This is a genomic window from Microbacterium sp. Y547, from assembly GCF_057669785.1.
This window is the reverse complement of sequence record NZ_JBYHFN010000002.1, coordinates 183,311-203,377: the sequence shown is the minus strand read 5'-3', so window position 1 is coordinate 203,377 and position 20,067 is coordinate 183,311. Positions and strand designations below refer to the sequence as shown.

The 20,067-nt window shown below is 67.7% G+C and carries 14 protein-coding genes and 1 tRNA gene; 7 read left to right on the top strand and 8 right to left on the bottom strand.

The features are described 5' to 3' along the window. Window position 1 precedes the first annotated feature (1 nt). The 3 genes from AC25Y0_RS03935 to AC25Y0_RS03925 all read right to left on the bottom strand — a co-directional run bounded on the left by AC25Y0_RS03935 (window position 2) and on the right by AC25Y0_RS03925 (window position 4,700). Window positions 2–2,176, bottom strand: coding sequence for a YhgE/Pip domain-containing protein (locus AC25Y0_RS03935; protein ID WP_488134219.1), 2,175 nt, complete (start codon window positions 2,174–2,176; stop codon window positions 2–4). After that, a complete protein-coding gene (locus AC25Y0_RS03930; protein ID WP_488123081.1) occupies window positions 2,173–4,344 on the bottom strand; it encodes a YhgE/Pip domain-containing protein in 2,172 nt (723 codons plus the stop codon). The genes AC25Y0_RS03935 and AC25Y0_RS03930 overlap by 4 nt, the downstream gene beginning before the upstream one ends. Before the next feature lie 273 nt (window positions 4,345–4,617). After that, window positions 4,618–4,700: transfer RNA gene (locus AC25Y0_RS03925), tRNA-Leu, on the bottom strand. A gap of 55 nt (window positions 4,701–4,755) precedes the next feature. On the opposite strand from AC25Y0_RS03925, the gene AC25Y0_RS03920 reads away from it, so the two are divergent. Next, the gene (locus AC25Y0_RS03920; RefSeq protein WP_488123080.1) at window positions 4,756–5,376 is read left to right on the top strand and encodes an ANTAR domain-containing response regulator; all 621 of its coding nucleotides are present in this window, start codon (window positions 4,756–4,758) and stop codon (window positions 5,374–5,376) included. Between the two features lie 29 nt (window positions 5,377–5,405). Here AC25Y0_RS03920 and AC25Y0_RS03915 read toward each other — a convergent pair whose 3' ends face one another. Then, entirely contained in the window at window positions 5,406–5,843 is a 438-nt protein-coding gene (locus AC25Y0_RS03915; protein WP_488123079.1) for a hotdog fold thioesterase, read from the bottom strand. Between the two features lie 47 nt (window positions 5,844–5,890). Here AC25Y0_RS03915 and polA point away from each other — a divergent pair, with 47 nt between their 5' ends. The 6 genes from polA to AC25Y0_RS03885 all read left to right on the top strand — a co-directional run bounded on the left by polA (window position 5,891) and on the right by AC25Y0_RS03885 (window position 13,905). Further along, window positions 5,891–8,524: a DNA polymerase I gene (gene polA, locus AC25Y0_RS03910; protein WP_488123078.1), complete on the top strand. Its 2,634-nt coding sequence runs from the start codon at window positions 5,891–5,893 to the stop codon at window positions 8,522–8,524. A gap of 60 nt (window positions 8,525–8,584) precedes the next feature. Then, window positions 8,585–10,255, top strand: coding sequence for a DUF885 domain-containing protein (locus tag AC25Y0_RS03905; RefSeq protein WP_488134218.1), 1,671 nt, complete (start codon window positions 8,585–8,587; stop codon window positions 10,253–10,255). Between the two features lie 91 nt (window positions 10,256–10,346). Next, complete coding sequence (locus tag AC25Y0_RS03900; protein ID WP_488123076.1) at window positions 10,347–11,378, top strand: LLM class flavin-dependent oxidoreductase; 1,032 nt, start codon at window positions 10,347–10,349, stop codon at window positions 11,376–11,378. Between the two features lie 29 nt (window positions 11,379–11,407). After that, window positions 11,408–12,742 carry an MFS transporter gene (locus AC25Y0_RS03895; protein ID WP_488123075.1) on the top strand — a complete coding sequence of 445 codons (1,335 nt, stop codon included), beginning with the start codon at window positions 11,408–11,410 and terminating at the stop codon, window positions 12,740–12,742. Window positions 12,743–12,761: 19 nt separating this feature from the next. Beyond that, window positions 12,762–13,523 (top strand): SGNH/GDSL hydrolase family protein, encoded by a 762-nt coding sequence (locus AC25Y0_RS03890; RefSeq protein ID WP_488134217.1) that lies wholly within the window; start codon window positions 12,762–12,764, stop codon window positions 13,521–13,523. Between the two features lie 124 nt (window positions 13,524–13,647). Continuing rightward, the gene (locus tag AC25Y0_RS03885) at window positions 13,648–13,905 is read left to right on the top strand and encodes a DUF6458 family protein (protein ID WP_488123073.1); all 258 of its coding nucleotides are present in this window, start codon (window positions 13,648–13,650) and stop codon (window positions 13,903–13,905) included. A 9-nt stretch (window positions 13,906–13,914) separates the two neighbouring features. Here the strand turns inward: AC25Y0_RS03885 and AC25Y0_RS03880 are convergent, their stop codons facing one another. The 4 genes from AC25Y0_RS03880 to AC25Y0_RS03865 form a co-directional block, all read right to left on the bottom strand. Further along, window positions 13,915–14,661 (bottom strand): hypothetical protein, encoded by a 747-nt coding sequence (locus AC25Y0_RS03880; protein ID WP_488123072.1) that lies wholly within the window; start codon window positions 14,659–14,661, stop codon window positions 13,915–13,917. A 40-nt stretch (window positions 14,662–14,701) separates the two neighbouring features. After that, entirely contained in the window at window positions 14,702–15,901 is a 1,200-nt protein-coding gene (locus tag AC25Y0_RS03875; protein WP_488134216.1) for an MFS transporter, read from the bottom strand. Window positions 15,902–16,006: 105 nt separating this feature from the next. Further along, complete coding sequence (arfB, locus tag AC25Y0_RS03870) at window positions 16,007–16,444, bottom strand: alternative ribosome rescue aminoacyl-tRNA hydrolase ArfB (protein WP_488123070.1); 438 nt, start codon at window positions 16,442–16,444, stop codon at window positions 16,007–16,009. Window positions 16,445–16,554: 110 nt separating this feature from the next. After that, window positions 16,555–19,878, bottom strand: coding sequence for a glycosyl hydrolase (locus AC25Y0_RS03865; RefSeq protein WP_488134215.1), 3,324 nt, complete (start codon window positions 19,876–19,878; stop codon window positions 16,555–16,557). Window positions 19,879–20,067: the final 189 nt, after the last annotated feature.

Sequence of the window (20,067 nt, the reverse complement as noted above, 5' to 3'; positions counted from 1 at the left end):
GCTACATGAGTTTCGTGGACTGCAGCATGCCTTCCATCTTCTCGTTCATGCCGATGAGCGGCCTGCGCAGCACGAGACCCAGCAGGAGCATCGGGATCACGAACGCGAGCAGCCAGCCCAGAGAGATCCACAGGTCGGCCCGATAGATCCCCGCGAGCGCCGCACGGAAGGCATCGATGGCGTGCGTGGCGGGAAGGAACGGACTGATGTTCTGGAACCACTCGGGCAGCAGTGCCAGGGGATAGGCTCCGCCGGCGCCCGCCACCTGGATGACGAGCAGGAACACGGCCAAGGCCTTGCCGGCCTCGCTGAACGAGACGACGAGCGTGTACATGATGAACGTGAAGACGAGGGAGCTCGTCCATCCGACGAGCATGAACAGGAACGGATGCACCGGGTCAAGACCGACGAGGAGGATGTTGCCGAGGAACACCAGCGTGCTCTGTGCCAGGCCCATGAGCGCGAAGATCGCGTAGCGCCCGAGGAACTGCTGGTGGAGCTTGAGCGGGGGGCCGCCCGGCGACGCACGCGTGGGCGGGTCCACCCGCAGCGTCACAGAGAGAAGCAGAGCACCCACCCAGAGCGACAGAACGGTGTACAGGGGAGCCATCCCCGCACCGAAGCTCACGACGGGATAGACCGCGATCCGCTCCACTCCGATGGGCTGCGCGAGTGCCCTGGCGAGCACGGACGGGTTCGAACCGATGATCCTGCCGATCATGCTCAGATCGCCGGAGTCGATGGCACGGGACAGCGACGCCTGCAGCTTCTCGACCGAGTCGGCTGCCGTGGAGAGCGCCTCTGCGAGCGCACCGTTGTCTCGCTCGGCCGCGTCGAGCAGGGAAGCTGCACCCCCGGCCACGTTCGTCACGGCGGCCACATCACCCGCGATGGCGCCCAGTCCAGCACCCACGGCGGTGAGATCCGCCCCCAGTTGGTCCAGAGTGGGCTTCAGGTCGTTCGCGTACACGCTGTTGGCATTGGCGAGCGAAGCCTGCGCCGCCGCGATGCGGGTGTCGAGTTCGTCGCGGAACTGCTGAAGGTCGGCGTTGCCCGCGGCGAGCCCGACCGAGGCCTCTTGCATGCGGTCTTCGAGAGCCTGCTCCTGTGCGATCGCGGCGTCGAGGCTGTCGAGGATCACCTCGAAGGCGGGCACATCCTCTTCGGGCAGGTTCGGCAGGACGTCATTGACGAGCCTGTCGCGCAACTCCTGCTGTTTGCTGATGAGATCGGCGAGCTGATCGGACATCTCGCCGATCATCCCGATGATCACATCGGTGTCCGCGTCCACGCTCGAGAAGATCCGCTCGACCTGGGTTCCGAAACGGCCCAGTTGCTCGCTGCTCGCGGTCACCGCCGCCGCCAGCGCCTGCGTCGCCTGCGCGATCGCTCCGCCGGCATCCTGCGAGGCTCCGAGCCCTTCCTGCACCTTGCCGGTAGCGGCAGAGAACTCGGACTCGACCGTGCTCAGCAGGCTCGAGGCGCCGTCGACGAGCGGCACGCTCGACTCGAGCAGGGCGGTGAACATATCAGCCGTCCCCGCCGCTGCACGCAGTTGCACCGCGACCTGACCGACGTGGGCCTCGATGCGGGCGAACGCAGCCTGCGCCTCGGAATCACCCAATGATGTCGTGAGCGAGGAGACCAGGCTGAGGGCGATGTTGCTGAGCTCCTGAGTGAACTCGGCGTTGATCTTCGCGGACAGGTCATCGGCGCCCTCACTCGTGATGAGCGGCGCCAGCGGGTTGGATTTGTCGTTGGTGTAGTAGTCGATCTGCGTGCGCTGGGAACCCGCCGTGTAGAACGTCAGCATGCGTTTGCTGAAGTCCTTCGGCAGCACCATCGCGGCATAGTATTCGCCCGATGTGGTGCCCGCGATGGCATCCTCCTTCGTCGTGATGACCCAGTCGAGCTGGTCATTCGCTCGCAGCGCAGACTCGACGATGCTGCCGATGTTGAGGTGAATCGGGATGAGCGGGCTCGTGTATCCCTCGTCGACGCTGGCGACGGCGACCTTGAGGTTCTTGGTGTTGTCGAACGGCTCCCAGCTGCCGATGACGTTGAACCAGGTGAATGCCGAGGGGATCACGATGAGGCCGCACAGCACGATGATCGACATCACATTGCGGGTGGCGCGGCGCAGGTCGGCGCGGAAGAGCTCCCAGATTCCGCTCATTTCTGCGCCTCCACTTCAGCGAGTTCTCGTCGTATCTCCGCTTCGGGCATGTCGCCCACCTCCGTCGAGAGACGCAGGCTGTAGCGCATGTACTCGAGCGTGATGAGCAAGGCGAAGATGACCACGAGCCACAGAATCCACAGCCCCACGAACTCGGTCTTGTTGTCGGGGAAGGCCATCGCGAGCCCGGCGAGCACGAACACCCCGAACAGTCCGACCGCGACGATCGCGGTGCGCATCTTGCGGTAGGACCGAGCGAAGGGGAGCGCGCGCTTGGCGAGCCGCTCCTTGTAGCTTGCGCGGTCCGCGAGTGCCCGCAGCAGGTGGTTGAGGCGGTAGCCGGCGCCCGACGGGGCGCCGTCCTCAGAGACGAACAGCTCCGTCGCGCGGACCTGCTGCGTGAAGAGCCTCGTGAGGTTGGAGACGCGGGGCCGCAGGACGAGGCCGAGGAAGAACGCGAAGGCGACGAACAGGGCGAGTGTCCCCATGTAGCGCCAGTACGCGAAGCCCGCGAAGCCGCTGATCACTTCACGCATCGCGTCGATGCCGTAGGTGAACGGGAAGAACGGGTACAGCGACTGGAAGAACTGCGGCATGAGTTCGATCGGATAGATGCCGGATGCTCCGGGGATCTGCATGATCACGAGGATCACCACGAGGCCCTTGCCGACGTAGCCGAACGTCACCGAGAGCGCGTAGATGATGCTGAGATAGCTCAGCCCGATCAGGATCGGAGTGACCACGAACACGAACGGGTTGACGTGCTGCACGCCGATGATGAGGTTGCCGATGCTGAGGGTGATGGCCTGCGCCACGGCGATCGAAGCGAAGAGCATCCATCGGCCGAGGTAACCCTGCCGTTCCGTCAGGCTCGGCACTCCTTCGCGGTCGACCTCGAGCTTGAGGATGACCACGAGCACGAACGCGCCGATCCACAGTGAGAGGTTGATGAACAGGGCTGCCATCAGCGACCCGTAGGTCTTGGTCGGGAAGATGGTGTGCTGCGTCACGACCACCGGCGCCGACATGAACTCCGCGATCTGCTCGGGGTTCAGCGAGGTGAGGCTCTGCAGCTCCTGCAAGGCGGCCGCCCCGCCGATGGTGCGCAGGTCTGTGACGGCGATGCCCATGTCGCCTTCGAGCAGGGCGAGGTCGGCGTCGAGGCTCGCGAGAGCCGTCGAGGTCTGAGCGAGCTGACCGTCGAGCCCTGACAGCAGACCGGAAGCCTCTCCGAGGAGCGTGCGCTGCGCCGCGACACCGGCCGAGAGGGAGTTGCTCGCGGCCGTCACCTTGCCGATCGCCGCGATGGCCGCAGCCGCACCCTGGGCGACCTCGGCAGACCCGATGACGTGGCCGGTCGTGGCTTCGCCGGCGAAGCGGAGCAAGTCGGATTGCGCCTTGTCGGAGAGGGCGCGAACTTCGCTGAGGGACCCCTCGATACCGCCGAGCGCGCGATCGATGTCAGAGAGGGTGACGACTCCGCTCTGCAGTCCTTCGCGGGTGGACTGCAGGCCTGCCTGCAGCTCGCTCACGTGGTCACGGGTCTGCCCCACGATCCGTGCAGCCGCTTCGAGGTCGGCGATGATCTTGGCCTCGGCATCGAGCAGGTCCTGTTCGGCCGCACCGCTGTCGGTCTTGATCGCGGTCGCGACGGCGCTGGCCACCTGTTTCGTGAATGCGTCCGTCATCTGCGTCTGGACGGTCGTGGCACCGGTGTCGGTGATCTCGGGTGCGACCCCGTTCAACTTCTCGTTGACGTAGTAGAGCAGCTTGGGCTGGGTGAAGTCGCCCGTCGTGAGGCTGAGCAGATCTGCCGTGAACGTCGCCGGGACGACGAAGGCGGCATAGCTCTCACCGCTCTTGATCGAGTCCATGGCCTCGTCTTCAGAGAGGAAGTGCCAGCCGAGATCATCGTTGTCCTTGAGCTGCGCCACCAGCTGATCGCCGACATTCAGGTCGCCGGTGAGCGGGCTCGAGCCGCCCTCGTCGAGATTGACGACGGCGATACTGAGGTTCTTGGTGTTGTCGAACGGGTCCCAGAACGCAGAGATGTTGAACCACGCGTAGAGGCTCGGCGTGATGAGCGCTCCACCGATGATGACCCACGCCAGCGGGACGCGCCCGAAACGCTTGAGGTCGCGAGTAAAAACACGCCAGACGTTGCGCATACTTCAGTTGCCTCTCGCGAATACCGGTCTCTTCCACACTCGGTCGGAAGTCCTGAGCATGGATGAACGATGCCCGTTCGTCCCGCTCCGCGCTCACCATACCCACTGGGTCGATTCCGCCGGGCGCGTGTCAGCGGTCTGAATACCGGGCGCGATGCGTCTTCCGCGCCAGCACTGGGATCGCGGCCGGGCTAACCCGGGGTGAAGGGCAGGGTGAAATTGCTCAGAGGCCGTCGGAAGCCGGCTGTCGGAGACCTGAGTCGGAGGAGGAAGTACCGGTGGTGGGACTCGAACCCACATGTCCTTTCGGACAACCGATTTTGAGTCGGTCGCGTCTGCCATTCCGCCACACCGGCGCACGCGTGATCGCTCGGCGCGCTGCCGCGAACGACGATACCGTAGGATTCAAGGGTGACAGAGCTCGACCAGCCCGCTGAGGCGTCCGCATCCGCACCCCGTCGTGTCGTCGTGGCGGAGGATGAATCGCTCATTCGCCTCGACATCGTCGAGATCCTCCGCGACAACGGATTCGATGTGGTCGGAGAGGCCGGCGACGGTGAGACGGCTGTTCAGCTCGCCACTGAGCTGCGCCCCGATCTCGTCATCATGGATGTGAAGATGCCGGTTCTGGACGGCATCTCTGCCGCCGAGAAGCTCAGCAAGAACCACATCGCCCCCGTCGTTCTGCTCACGGCGTTCAGCCAGAAAGAGCTCGTCGAGCGCGCGAGCGAAGCGGGCGCACTCGCGTACGTCGTGAAGCCCTTCACGCCGCACGACCTCTTGCCGGCGATCGAGATCGCGCTGGCGCGCTACGAGCAGATCATCACGCTCGAGGCCGAGGTCGCCGACATGGTCGAGCGCTTCGAGACCCGCAAGCTCGTCGACCGGGCGAAGGGCCTGCTCAACGAGAAGATGGGCCTGTCCGAGCCCGAGGCGTTCCGCTGGATTCAGAAGGCCTCGATGGACCGTCGCCTCACGATGCAGGACGTCGCGAAGGCGATCATCGAGCAGCTGGCGCCCAAGAAGGACTGACGCGGCAGACCCGCGCGGCCCCGCGGCTCTCAGTCCTGCGGGAGCTTCTTGATCATGTTGGTGATGCGCACGGTCGAGCACCGCCGACCTTGATCATCGGTCACGACGATCTCGTGCACGGTCATCGACCGGCCGAGGTGGATCGGCGTGCACACGCCCGTGACGACCCCGCTCGTCGCCGAGCGGGTGTGGGTCGCGTTGACATCGATCCCCACGGCGAGTCGGCCGGGGCCAGCGTGAAGATTCGCCGCCATCGAGCCGAGCGATTCGCCGAGGACGACGTACGCGCCACCGTGCATGAGCCCGACGGGCTGCGTGTTGCCTTCGACCGGCATCGTCGCGACGCAGCGCTGCACCGAGAACTCGGTGAACTCGACGCCCATCTTCTCGGCGAGCGCGCCCATGCCGTATTCAGTGAGCCACTCGTGGGCGTCGACGGGCGCGGGGGAGGAGACGGGGTCGGGCATGGGTCTCGCTTTCGAACGCTGTCCCACCTCGCGTCTACGCTGGGAGGGTGACGGATTCCGCAAAGCCTACCCTTCTCATCGTCGACGGCCATTCCCTCGCGTACCGCGCGTTCTTCGCCCTCCCGGTCGACAACTTCACGACGAAGGACGGCCAGCACACCAACGGGATCTACGGGTTCCTGGCGATGCTGGTCAATCTCATCAAGGCAGAGAAGCCGACGCACCTCGCGGTCGCATTCGACACCTCGCGCCAGTCGTTCCGCACACGCGAGTATGCCGAGTACAAGGCGAACCGGTCCGAGAGTCCGGCCGAGTTCAAAGGCCAGATCCCCCTGCTGCAGGACTGCCTCGCGGCGATGCGCATCCCCGTGCTCTCCAAAGAGGACTTCGAGGCCGACGACATCCTCGCCACGCTCGCGACTCAGGGCGCCGAAGCGGGTTTCTCGGTGCTCGTGTGCTCGGGTGACCGCGACACGATCCAGCTCGTCACCGACGACGTCACGCTGCTCTATCCCAACGTGCAGGGAGTCTCGCAGCTCAAGCGCTACGACCGCGAGGCCGTCATCGAGCGCTACGGCGTGCCCCCCGAGCAGTACCCCGACGTCGCCGCCCTCGTGGGGGAGACGAGCGACAACCTGCCCGGCGTGCCCAAGGTGGGCGAGAAGACCGCCGTCAAGTGGCTCACGCAGTTCGGCTCGCTCGATGCGCTGCTCGATGGCGCCGACACGATCAAGGGCGTCGTCGGGGGCAACCTGCGCGACAACATCGACACCGTGCGCCGCAACCGCGCGCTCAACCGGCTGCTGCGCGACGTCGAGCTTCCCGTCGGCCCCGCCGACCTCGAGGTGCAGCCGATCGACGCCCAGGCCGTGCGCGACATCTTCGCGAGACTCGAGTTCCGCACGCTCCTGCCGCGCGTCTTCGAGGCAGCGGGTGAGCAGGCAACGGCATCCGCGACGACCCCGGCACCCGAGATGCCGTCCGTGCGCGAACTGCCCGCGGCAGAACTCGCGACATGGCTGGCCGACACCGAGGGCGCTGTCGGTGTGACCGTGACGACCGAGGGCGGGCTGCCGCAGCGCATCGGGCTCGCGCGGGCCGACGACGTCGTCGAGGCGTCATGGTCTCCCGACGTCGCCGCCGCGATCGCACGCTGGCTCGCCGATGACGACACCGCCGTCTACGCCGATGCGAAGCCGCAGATCAAGGCACTGCGCCGCGCGGGTCTTTCCGTTCGCAATCTCGCGTTCGATGTCATCCTCGCCGGGTGGCTCCTGCGCCCGAGCTTTCCGGACAAGAAGCTCGCCGACCTCGTCGACCGATACCTCGGCGAGAAGCTGCCCGAGGCCGACCCCACGCAGCTCGTGCCCGAGACCGAGGGGGCCACGCCCGGGCAACTGTCGTGGTTCATCCTGCGGGTCGCCGAGGCGCTGCGCGCCGAGCTTCCTGCGCCGGTCAGCCGCGTGCTCGACGAGATCGAGCTGCCGACTCTGCTGACCCTCGCCGACATGGAGCTCGCCGGCGTCGCGGTGTCGCATGACAAACTGTCGTCGTTCTCAGCCGAACTGGGCGCCCGCGCCGAGGCGATCGCGCAAGAGGCCTACACCACGATCGGCCGCGAAGTGAACCTCGGTTCCCCCAAGCAGCTGCAAGAGGTGCTCTTCGAAGACCTGCAGCTGCCCAAGACGCGCAAGACGAAGACGGGCTATTCGACGGATGCCGCAGTGCTCGCCGATCTGCAGGAGAGCAACCCCCACCCCTTCCTCGGTCAGCTCCTGCAGCACCGTGAGGCGACGAAGCTGCGTCAGATCATCGAATCGCTCGACGCCGCGATCGAAGACGACGGGCGGATCCGCACGACGTATCTGCAGACCGGCAGCCAGACAGGGCGTCTGTCGAGCACCGACCCGAATCTGCAGAACATCCCGATCCGCAACGAAGAGAGCCGCCGCATCCGCTCGGCCTTCGAGGTCGGCACCGGGTACGACACCCTGCTGACGGCGGACTACTCGCAGATCGAGATGCGCATCATGGCGCACCTGTCCGAAGACCCCGGGCTCATCGAGGCCTTCAACTCGGGCGAAGACCTGCACCGCTTCGTCGGCGCACGCGTCTTCTCGGTCGACCCCTCAGACGTGACGCCCCAGATGCGCACGAAGGTCAAGGCCATGTCGTACGGCCTCGTCTACGGCCTGTCGGCCTTCGGCCTGTCGAAGCAGCTGCGGATCGATCAGTCTGAAGCTAAGCAGCTCATGATGGAGTACTTCGCCCGCTTCGGCGCCGTGCGCGATTATCTGCGCTCATCGGTCGAGCAGGCGCGCATCGACGGCTACACCGAGACGATCTTCGGGCGACGCCGGCCGTTCCCCGATCTGGCGAGCCCCAACCGCGTGCTGCGCGAGAACGCCGAACGTGCCGCCCTCAACGCACCCATCCAGGGCAGCGCCGCCGACATCATGAAGGTCGCTCTGTTCCGGATCCACGACGAATTCCGCACCGAAGGGCTGAAGTCGCGCGTGCTGCTGCAGATCCACGACGAACTCGTCGTCGAGGTTGCACCGGGGGAGTGGGATGCGGCCGAACGCGTCGTGCGCGCGCGCATGGGCGACGCGGCACAGCTCTCCGTGCCCCTCGACGTGCAGATCGGGCGCGGCGCGGACTGGAACGAGGCCGGGCACTGAGGTGCACCGCCCACTCACCGGCACTGTCGAAGCACCAGGCGACTGCTTAGGCTCGAAGGCATGACCGATGCACGCACTCCCACCCCGATCGACGCGATCGCCGACGCGTGGGTCGACACCTACGCCGAGCTCGACCCTGCCGTCGCGACCTACATCGGCCGGTTCGAGCACAACGGTCGGCTCGCCGACTTCTCACCCGCCGGCCACGAAGCCCGCGCCGATGCGACGCGGGCGACCCTCGCCGAGCTGCGCCGGGCAGAGCCGGTCGACGAGATCGACGCCGTCACGAAAGAAGACCTCGCGCGCGAGCTCGAACTCGACCTCGCCCTGCACGAGGCGCGCCAGCATCTGCGCGACGTCAACGTCATCGCATCGCCCGTGCAGGACATCCGCTCGACGTTCGACCTCATGCCGACCGCGAAGACCGAGGACTGGGCGACCATCGCGACACGGCTCGGCGCCGTGCCCGCCGCGATCGACGGGTACATCGAGACGCTCCGCACGGGAATCGCCGAGGGGGTGGTGCCCGCGCGTCGTCAGGTCGTCGAGTGCGTGACCCAGATCGCCCGCTATACGGCCGACAACGGGTTCTTCGCCGAGTTCGCCAGTGAGGCGGCGCCGGCAGAGGGGCAGCTTCCCGCGTCGCTCGCCCGCGAGATCGCCGACGGGGCCGGCGCCGCGCGCGTCGCCTACGAAACCCTCGCGAACTTCTTCTCGACCGAGCTCGCACCGGTCGCGACCGAGAAGGACGCCGTCGGACGCGAGCTCTACGCCCTCAACTCACGCCGGTTTCTCGGCGCGACGATCGACCTCGATGAGACCTACGAGTGGGGCATCCAAGAGCTCGCCCGCATGGTGGCCGAGCAGACGGCGATCGCGAACGAGATCGCCCCCGGGGCATCCGTCGAAGAAGCCGTCGCCCTGCTCGAGCAGGACCCGTCGCGCAAGCTCTACGGCACCGAGGCGCTGCAGGCCTGGATGCAGGAGACGAGCGACCGTGCCGTCGACGAGCTCGGACGCACGCACTTCGACATCGCCGAGCCTATCCGCCGCCTGGAGTGCATGATCGCACCCACGAAGGAAGGCGGCATCTACTACACGGGCCCGACTGACGACTTCTCACGACCCGGCCGCATGTGGTGGTCGGTTCCCGAAGGCGTCACCGAGTTCGACACGTGGCGCGAACTGACGACGGTCTATCACGAGGGTGTGCCCGGCCATCATCTCCAGATCGCGCAGGCGGTCTACAACCGTGCGCAGCTCAACTCGTGGCGCCGTCTGCTCGCGGGCACGAGCGGCCACGCGGAGGGGTGGGCGCTGTACGCCGAACGCCTCATGCAGGAGCTCGGTTACCTCGACGACCCCGCCGACCGGCTGGGCATGCTGGACGGTCAGCGCATGCGCGCCGCCCGTGTGGTTCTCGACATCGGTGTGCACCTCGAGAAACCGCGGCTCGACGGACAGGGAACGTGGGACCACGACTATGCGCGGGAGTTCATGCGCAGCAACGTCAACATGCCCGACGAATTCGTGCAGTTCGAGGTCAACCGGTATCTGGGCTGGCCGGGGCAGGCCCCGTCGTACAAGGTCGGACAGCGGATCTGGGAGCAGCTGCGAGACGACGTGCGCGCGCGCGAGGGTGACGCCTTCGACATCAAGGCGTTCCACAAGCGCGCCCTCGACGTCGGCGGCGTAGGGCTCGACACGCTGCGCTCTGCCCTCCGTCGCTGACGGGCGGGCGGCTCACGTCGTCGCCCGAACACCGCGGGAATGCACCGGCACGCGGCACGGTTTGCATGCATGTGAATAGAGGAGTGCACGCATGACCCAGGAACTGCAGTTCGGGCTCGACACGTTCGGCGACATCACGATCGACGCGGCAGGTGAACGCGTGTCGGATGCGGAGACGATCCGGCAGGTCGTCGCCCAGGCGGTCCGCGCCGACGAGGTCGGGTTGTCCTTCTTCGGCGTGGGGGAGCACCACCGCCCCGAGTTCGCTGTCTCGAGCCCCGAGATCGTACTCGCCGCGGCGGCTTCGGTCACGTCATCGATCCACCTCGGAACGGCGGTGACGGTCCTCTCGAGCGATGACCCCGTGCGGGTGTACGAGCGGTTCGCGACTCTGGATGCCGTCTCGAAGGGCCGAGCCGAAGTGATTCTCGGCCGCGGGTCGTTCATCGAATCGTTCCCGCTCTTCGGCTACGACCTGCGCGACTACGAGGTGCTCTTCGAAGAGAAGCTCGACCTGTTCTCTCAGCTCATGGCTGAGAAGCCCGTCACCTGGCAAGGCACGACGCGCGCCGCGCTGCAGGATGCCGACGTGTACCCCAAGACCGAGGGCGGCCTCAAGGCATGGGTCGGCGTCGGCGGATCGCCGGAGTCGGTCGTTCGCACGGCGCGGTACGGCTACGGGCTGATGCTCGCCATCATCGGTGGTCCCGCACACCGCTTCCGTCCCTTCGTCGACCTGTACCACCGCTCACTGGCATCCTTCGGTCGCGAGACGCTGCCTGTCGGCGTGCACTCGCCCGGTCATATCGCCGAGACCGATCAGCAGGCGTGGGACGAGGCCTACCCCGGGTTCGAATCGCTCAACAACACCATCGGGCGCGAGCGCGGGTGGCCGGCTTACAACCGGCTGCGCTTCCAGCAGGATGTCGGGCCCGAAGGCGCCGTCTACGCCGGATCGCCCGAGACCGTGGCGCGGAAGATCGCCGACACGGTCCGCACGCTGGGGGTGCAGCGATTCGACATGAAGTTCTCGACGGGGACGCTGTCGCACGAGAAGATGATGCGCTCGATCGAGCTCTACGGCACGAAAGTCGTTCCGCTCGTGCGCGACATGCTGTCGTGAGGGGACTGCGGCATCCGTAGCATGACGATATGACCGACGCCGCCACGATTCCCGAGCGCCTCGACTCCCTGCCCTTCACGAAGCGTCACCTGCGGGTGCTCACGGGGTCGGGGCTCGGTTGGGCGCTGGATGCGATGGACGTCGGTCTCATCTCGTTCGTCATCGCGGCGCTGGCCGCGCAGTGGTCGCTGCACCCCGGCGAGACGGCGTGGATCGCGTCGGTGGGATTCATCGGCATGGCGATCGGGGCGAGCGTCGGCGGCCTGCTCGCCGACCGGTTCGGGCGGCGTCAGGTCTTTGCGGCGACGTTGCTCGTCTACGGACTCGCGACGGGGGCGAGCGCGCTCGTCGGGGGACTCGCCGCGCTGCTCGTGCTGCGATTCCTCGTCGGCCTGGGCCTCGGCGCCGAGCTTCCCGTCGCGTCGACGTACGTGAGCGAGTTCGCCCCGGCACGCATGCGCGGGCGGCTCATCGTCATCCTCGAGGCGTTCTGGGCGGTGGGATGGACGGCGGCGGCCCTCATCGGCTTCCTCGTGATCCCCGGCTCCGACGACGGCTGGCGCTGGGCGTTCGCGCTCGGCGCGATCCCTGCGGCCTACGCCATCATCGTGCGGTTGGGGCTCCCCGAATCGGCGCGATGGCTCAATCGGCGCGGCAAGCACGCGCGCGCCGACGAGATCGTGCGGTCGTTCGAGCAGTCCGCGGGCGTCTCCGCACCGTCGGTCACGCTCAGCGTCGTGGACGCCCCCGTCGCGACGTCGCTGTCATCGCGCGTCGGCGCGCTGTGGGCGCGGGAGTTCCGCGTCCGGACCCTGAGCCTGTGGGTCGTGTGGTTCTGCGTCAACTTCTCGTATTACGGGGCCTTCATCTGGATCCCGTCGATCCTCGTCTCGCAGGGCTATGACCTCGTGCGCTCGTTCGGATTCACGCTCATCATCACCCTCGCGCAGCTGCCCGGGTACGCCGTGGCCGCGTGGCTCATCGAAGTCTGGGGTCGCCGGGCGACGCTGTCGGTGTTCCTCGTGGGATCGGCCACCGCCGCCGTCCTCTTCGGCACGGCCACGACCGAGACGGCGGTGATCGCGGCGGGGATGGCGCTGTCGTTCTTCAACCTCGGCGCGTGGGGGGCGCTCTATGCCGTGACCCCCGAGATGTACCCGACGTCGCTGCGCGCGACGGGGTCGGGCTGGGCGGCCGGTGTCGGCCGGATCGCGTCGATCATCGCGCCGCTGAGCGTGCCGCCGCTGCTGCTCGCAGGAGGAGCGCCCCTGCTCTTCGTGCTGTTCGCGGTCTTCTTCGTCGTCGCGGCCGCCGCGGCGTGGGGGCTCGTCGATCGACGCGGAAGCGCGCTGGATGAACGATGAGCCGCCGTACGCTGGTGCAGTGACTCCCGTTCGCTACGTCGCCATCGGCGACTCGTTCACCGAAGGCGTGGGCGACGATCTTCCCGACGGCCGCGTGCGCGGCTGGGCAGATCTCGTCGCGCAGGGCTGGGCGGATGCCGCTGGGCAGCCGATCTCATATGCCAATCTCGCGATCCGGGGCAAGCTCGTGTGGCCGATCGTCGATGAGCAGCTCGAGCCCGCCCTCACCCTGAAGCCGACGCATCTGTCGTTCAACGGCGGCGGCAACGACATGCTGCGCCCGCGCACGAGCATGGCGCACGTGCTGGAAGCCTTCGACCGGGTCATCCGCCGGTGCGATGAGGAGGGCGTGCAGCTCATTCTGCTGTCGGGTGCGAACCCCTCGGGACAGCTGCCCCTGCGACGCGTCATCCAGCGGCGTGGCGATGTGCTGTCGGCCGCCGTCGTCGCGCACATCGCGGAGCGGCCCGATATCGTGCGTGCACTCAACTGGCCAGACCGCGAGCTGTCCACGGCGCCGTACTGGTCGGAGGACCGCCTGCACATGAACTCGCGCGGCCATCACCGGGTCGCCGCGCGGGTGCTGACCGCGCTCGGCTTCGAGCCCCCGCAGGAGTGGTGGTCGCTGCCCACCGCCGCGCCGATCGGGGCGCGGGGTGCTGCGTACTACCGCGAGCACGTCGGTCCGTGGCTGCGGCGGCGCCTGTCGGGCACCTCGTCGGGCGACGGCCGCGAGCCGAAATTCGGCACGTGGGGCGAGGTCGTGCCCACCTCCCACTGAGCGCTATCGATCCGCGCGCCCTAACGGACCGTCGAAGGGCCTGTCAACCGGTTGGCCCGGTCGCGCGGCATCCCCGAGGATCGGTAGAGGACGGGACGCGTCGCGCGTGCCGGGAGGGAGAAACATGAGCATCGGTGCCGGAGTACTGCTGTTCGTCGTCGGCGCGATCCTCGCGTTCGCCGTCAATGTCGAGGTCGAGTGGGTCAACCTCGATCTGATCGGCTACATCCTGATGGGTGCGGGCGCGGTCGTATTCATCATCGGGCTCATCATGCTCGCGCGACGCCGGCAGACCGACTCGGTGACCCGCACGTCGGTCGACCCGACGGTGGGGGAGCAGGTCACGCGTCGCACGACCCGCTCGGACAGCGACGTCGTCTGACCCGCGGACTCACTCCGCGTCCGAGAAGACGACCACCCGGTCGCCCTCGAGCACGAACTGCAGCGCGCTGCCCTCAGGAAACCGCTCGCGCAATCGGTCGGGCATGCCCGCATCGATCGCGATCTGCACGGTCGCCGGGAACGCGCCGACTCCGCAGCCCAAATAGCTGGCGCCCTGGATGTACTCGGCGCTGGCCTCGATGTCGCTCGTGAAAACCACCATCATGCAGGTCTGGTCGGCGCCCCCCGCGACATCTTCTCCGGGCAGCAACGGGGTCAGGCCGAAGAACTCCTCGAAGCCGGAAGCTTCTCCGCTGCCGAATCCGAGGAACGCGGGCCCCTCCAGGCCGGCGTCGGCCTGCAACATCGCGACCTGACGGACATTCGCGTCGCGTCCGAGTGCCGAGATGCTCGACGCACCGACCGTCGCGGCGATGCCCACGAGGAGCGCTACGACGACCGAGCCGGCCCACAGCGCGAGGGTACTCCGGGGGAGTGAGCGCCCAGGCGCAGGATCGTCAGCGGGGCCTTCGTCTGCATCTGTGACCGCATCGACGGCGGCGTTCGTCGGCGGCAGCGGGGACGGTTCGGCGACCGGCGCCGCCTCGACGGCCTCGGCTGGCCGCGTCGCCCGCTGGGCGCGGTGTTCCAGCTCTTCGAGACGCTCCTGCGCTGCGGGATCGAGCCCGATGTCGGCGTCCGGACCGTAGGCGCGTGCGCGGAGCATCCGCAGTTCTTCTCGGGTCACGTCGTCCATCGCAAGCATCGTCGCACATCGCCGGAGGATGACCGCGTGATCAGTCGTGCCGCTTCGCCCGCAGCAGGGACGGGGCACACAGCGCGAGGACGACGACTCCGGCAGCAGCGGTGAGCGCGAGCGCGACACCGGGCCCGCTGGCATCCGTCAGCAGTCCGAAGACGAGCGCGCCACCGGCCGCGCCCAGATTGACGGCGGCGCTGATCCAGCTGCTCGCTTCGGTGCGCACACGCTCGTCGGTGCGCGCGTCGGCAGCGAGGTATCCGACGATGAGCAGGGGAGCGACGAACATCCCGCTCAGCGTGAAGCCAATGATCGCGGCGCCCGTGCCGCCGAGCAGCCCCGTGACAGCGGTGATCGTCAGCAGGACGAGCGCCAGAACGAGCAGTTGTCGTTCGAGACGCACGCGCGGGTGAATACGACCGTAGACCAGGCCGCCGACGGCGCTCGCCGCGGCGAACAGGGCGAGCAGGAAGCCCGAGAGCAGCGTGTCGGCTTCGGCGACAGCGACGGCGGGAGCGGCGATCTCGACGCAGCCCAGGACGATCCCCGGTGCCGCCATGGCCAGCACGACCGGAACGAACCCCTTCGATCGCAGCGGCGACACGGCGGGGTGCCGGTCGAGCTCGGTGCCGTGGGATCCGCGCTGGGCGCGCGACAGCGGACTCAGGATGAACAGCGCACCACCCGAAGCCACGGCGCCGGCGGCGACGGCGAGCGCCGTGAAGGGATCGATGACCACCGCGAGGAGCGCGGCGACGAGGGGACCGATGGCGAACGTGATTTCTTCGGCGACGGCGTCGAGGCTGAAGCCGGCCGTGCGCATGCGGCCGATCGGCAGCGCCGACGACCACAGCACGCGCATCGCTGCGCCGAAGGGGGGTGCGCTCGCCCCGGCGAGCGCACTGAGGGTGAGCAGCAGGGGGAGTGCTGCGTCCGGCGTGAGCCCCAGCGCGACGAGTGAGAGCGCGTGCGCGAAGCTGAGCGCTCCGAGCACGAGGCGCTGTCCGCGCCGGTCGATGAGCCGCGCACGCCACGGCGTCGCGACGACGTTCGCGATCCCGAGCACCGCCGTGACAGCTCCGGCGACGGCGAACGAGCCGGTCGACTGCTCGAGCAGCAGTACGAGAGCGAGGCCGGACGTCGCGAGCGAGAGGCGACCGAGGATGCTGGCGCCGAAGACCCGCGTGACGTGAGGGGTGCGCAGCACCGTCCGGTATGACGGACGGTCAGCGGACATGGCGGTCTCCCGTGCTCGGCGCCGGTGGCGCGCAACCGCAGAAGTCTACGGTCGGCGGAGGATCGGCGTTACTCTGGCCCCGCCGTCGCGGTGGTCGCGGACCTGTCAGTCCGCAGGCGGACGACGCAGCTTCTTGACGTCGGTGCGGCGCTTCTTCTGCGCGAGGCGCCGCTCCTTCGATCCTCGACTCGGCTTCGTCGCGCGTCTCGCACGCGCGGGCGGCCGGACGGCGTCGGCCACGAGCTCTGCCAGCCTCGTGCGCGCGGCATCCCGATTGCGCAGTTGTGCGCGATGCTCGGATGCCGCGATCGTGACGACGCCGTCGACGAGCCTGCCGCTCAGCCGATCGAGGATCCGCTCGCGCTGCAGCGGTGTGAGAACCGCCGAGCCGGCGACATCCCACACGAGCTCGACCCGCGAGTCGGCGGTGTTCACACCCTGCCCGCCCGGACCCGACGATCGTGAGAACCGCCACGACAGCTCGGACTCGGGAATCGTGATCCTCGAGTCGACCCGAAGGCCGGGGCGATGAGCGGCGGGCATGGATCCATCATCCTCTGCTGTCGCAGTTGCGGCACGCGAGAGCCCGTGCCGGGAGAGCGGTGACCGAAGTCGCGCTCGCGTGTCCGGCACGGGCCCCACGGGAGGGAAGGTCAGCCGAAGGGCACCGAGGTCGTCTCGGTGACCGTCTGACCGGCGATGATCGCAGACACGTCGACCGTCACGGTGCCGGCAACGAGCTGGGCGAGACGCGTATTCACCGACACAGCCGCCGTGTGCCCCACGGCAATCTGCGTGAACGTCTTGCCGCCGTACGGTGTCGTGACCTTCACGTTGACGGAGATGTCGGCGTGGTTGGTGACCTCGACCGACAGGTAGACCTTGCCGCCGAGCGTGCGAGGCGTCACCTCGACGGTCGCCGGCAGTTGCTCGACGGGTGCCCTGCCGAATGCCGAGACCGTGACCGGCCCCATCAGGCCGTAGTTCTGCACCCCGACGACTCCGTAGACGCTCGGGGTGACGACACGCAGGCGGTTGATGAGCGGCGAAGCGACCTCGACGCGCACCGTGTTGGAACCGGCCATGACGTACTCGGAGATGTCCACGTCGGTCGACGTGATGTCGACGCCGTCGACGAGCGTGTCGTTGACCCAGACGCGGAACGTGTCGAGCACCGATCCGAGTGACAGCATCACGCCGCCCTCGCCCGGCCGCCACGAGGCGTCGAGCGTGAAGGTCGACCGGTAGTCTCCGATGCCGGCGACTTCGGGCAGCCCGAGCTGCGCCCACGACGCCAGCGACGACACCTGCAGCTCGTGCGACACGTGCTTCGTCTGGGTGCCGTTGACATCGACCGGCTGCCAGTCGTCGACCGTGAGCGCCCAATTCGTGAGCCGGATGGACGGGGGAAGCGCAGGCACGATGGCCTTCGCCACGTGCCCGTTCGACAACGTCGCCGTGTGAATCCCCGCCGTCGCGGCGTGAAGCATGACGGTGCCGTCGGCGGCGATCGACGCATCGTCGGCAGAGGTGCCGGCGATACTCAGCGACGGGGCGACGGCGTCGGCCCATCCGGCGGGAGCCAGCACGACGACGATCGACTGGGCGGGCTCCAGACGGACGCTGACGGTGATCTTCGCACCGTGGCGGGTGAAGACGGGGATGCGGCGGACCTCGCCCGTCCAGGTGTCAAGCTCGAAGGGCACCGAGTGGGCGTCAGCCGCCGTCAGAGTGACCTCCTGGTCGATTCGGACGAGCTTGTCCTTGGCCGGATTGTGCTTGCCGTTGACGAGGTAGTAGTAGTCGACCCCTGCGTCCACGCGGTGGACGTGCTTGAGGTTCGACGCCGAGTGGCTCACCGCGCGAGTGACCCCGAGCGCCGCGAGCGCGAGCGGGATATCGTCGTTGGCCGGCGCCTGAGCCACGGTTGGCACTCCCTTGAGCTCGGCGATGAGGGCGGCGGCCCGGGCGTTGGTCGCGGTATCGGTGAATCCCGTCGACGACGGGTTGCTCCAGTCGCCGAACAGCACGAGCGGGAACCCTGCCCGCGCCAGGTGAACGAGCTTCTCGGCGGCGCGCACGGAGATCGTCGCCTCGCTGCCGCGAAAGCGGTCGACGTCGATGATGAACGCCTTGTAGTTGCCGCCCTGCGGAGCGAAGCGACCGTTCTCGAGCTTCGACAGCGGCAGGAACAGGCTCGATTCGTTGAGGAACCCCTGCGACCAGCCGATCGGGATGCCGGCGGCCGTTCCCCACGGCGCGCCGATGCCGGTGTGCGCCCATCCCTTCTGGCGGTAAAAGGCGATGTCGTACTCGGCGCGACCCTGACGCAGCACCCACTGGGTGCGCGCGAGGGATGCCGCCACGGAGGGGATGTGCTGCCACACGGGCATGCGCGGGCCCCAGGCCTCGGAGTAGCCGACGCCGCCGTTGTAGGGGGAGAAGGCGGCGAAGCCAGGCCACGTCGCGCCCGGCGCCGTGGCGTAGGGGAACCCGTGGAACACGGCCTGGTTGATTCCGCCGCCGAACATCTCGGCGACCGTGACGAGCACGTCGTTGCGCCAGGTCGAGACGTACGCCTTGTTCAGGTAGGCGGCCGCTTCGCAGCTGAGGATGGTGTTGCCGCCGATGTCGCGCGCGCTCGCCAGCAGTCGGTAATCGTCGACATTCTTCGCCCCGAGCGATTCGGACTCGGGGATGTCGACGATCGACGCCTGCTGGATCGAGTCCTGCTCGAGACCGTAGATCTGCACGCGGTACTGGAGGCCGAGCGAGTGCGCCCAGTCCCGAAGCGGGATCAGGTGATGCTCGGCATACAGGTCGCTCATGACCTCGTTGAAGTCGTCGCGCGGGCGCGTCGTGACGATGTCGTCGAAGTCGTAGAGGTACTTCTCGTTGACCTCGACGATGACCGGCAGGTGGGGGAGAAGTTCGTAGCCCTTACGTGTGCGGAACTCTTCTCGGATGCGCGGAGTCCAGATCGTGGCTTTGGTCTCGATCTCGAGCGAGTCCTCGAAGAAGGTGCCGCCGGCTTCGCGCAGCAACTCTTTCATGCGAGGCGTGAGCAGGTTGGCGTTCCAGAAGTCGATCATCGCCTGCGAGCCGAGCGCGCTGAAGTGGTCGACGACGTACGACGCGGGATTGGTGTGCGGACCACCCTCGGGCTGCTGACCCGAGCCCCGCTCCCAATACGCGAAGAGAACCCATGAGCCACCCGTGGCGGGTGCGGTCCAGTCGATGCGGCCGCCGGTGACCTGTGAGGTGAGGTCGGTCACGCTCGACCGACGCAGCACCGTCGTGCGGGTGCCGACCGAGACGATCTCGGCGGCCTGCACCGCGATGAGGGTCTTCGCGGTCACACCAGCGTGCGCGGCGACGATGGGTTGAGGAAGCACGTCGTCGAAGCGCTGTCCGGCAGTCAGAACAGCCGACCCGTGGGCGAGTTCTTTGATGGCGGCTTCGGACTGGGGCGTGATGTCGGGCAGCGCCGCGGGCCAGGACGGTCCGAGGGTGATGTCGATCTCGACGTCGTGCTCTTTACCTGCGACCAGCGCGGCTTCCATCGCAGCGACCCACTTTTCGCCGCCCCACGGGGCGTGCTCGATGTCGAGTCCGCCCTTCACGCTGTGGTGCACATCCGAGATCTCCAGACCGCCGAAGCCGGCGTCGGCGACCGTCTTGACTTCGGCGGCGATCTCGCCCAGGTCGACCTCGGCGTTGGGCCACCACCACCGGAAGCGCGCGGCGGTCGCGGGGGAGGGAACACTGAATCCGTCGATGGTCGCGCCCTGAGCGGCTGCACCGACGCGAGCCCCTGCACCGAAGCTGCTGCCTGCCACGGCGGGCAAGGCCGACGCACGACCCGGCGTCGATACGGACGATGCGATCGCGAGACCGGCCGCGGCCAGAGCCGAATATTGGATGAGCTGGCGCCGGGTGATCCGAGAACCTGCGGCATCGGGCGTGTCGGGCGTCATGGGCGTTTCTCCTTTGAAATGCTCGCGCGGGGCACGCACGAGGCCGCAATTGAATCCTTACAATCGGCTGTGGGCGAATGTAAGGCGCGAATTTGAACGTGTCAATTCGACACGGCCAGCCTCGGCTCAGCGGAGCCCACGTTGCACTGCCGAAGCTTTCGACACATCAGGGGGAGTGGAGTGATCTGC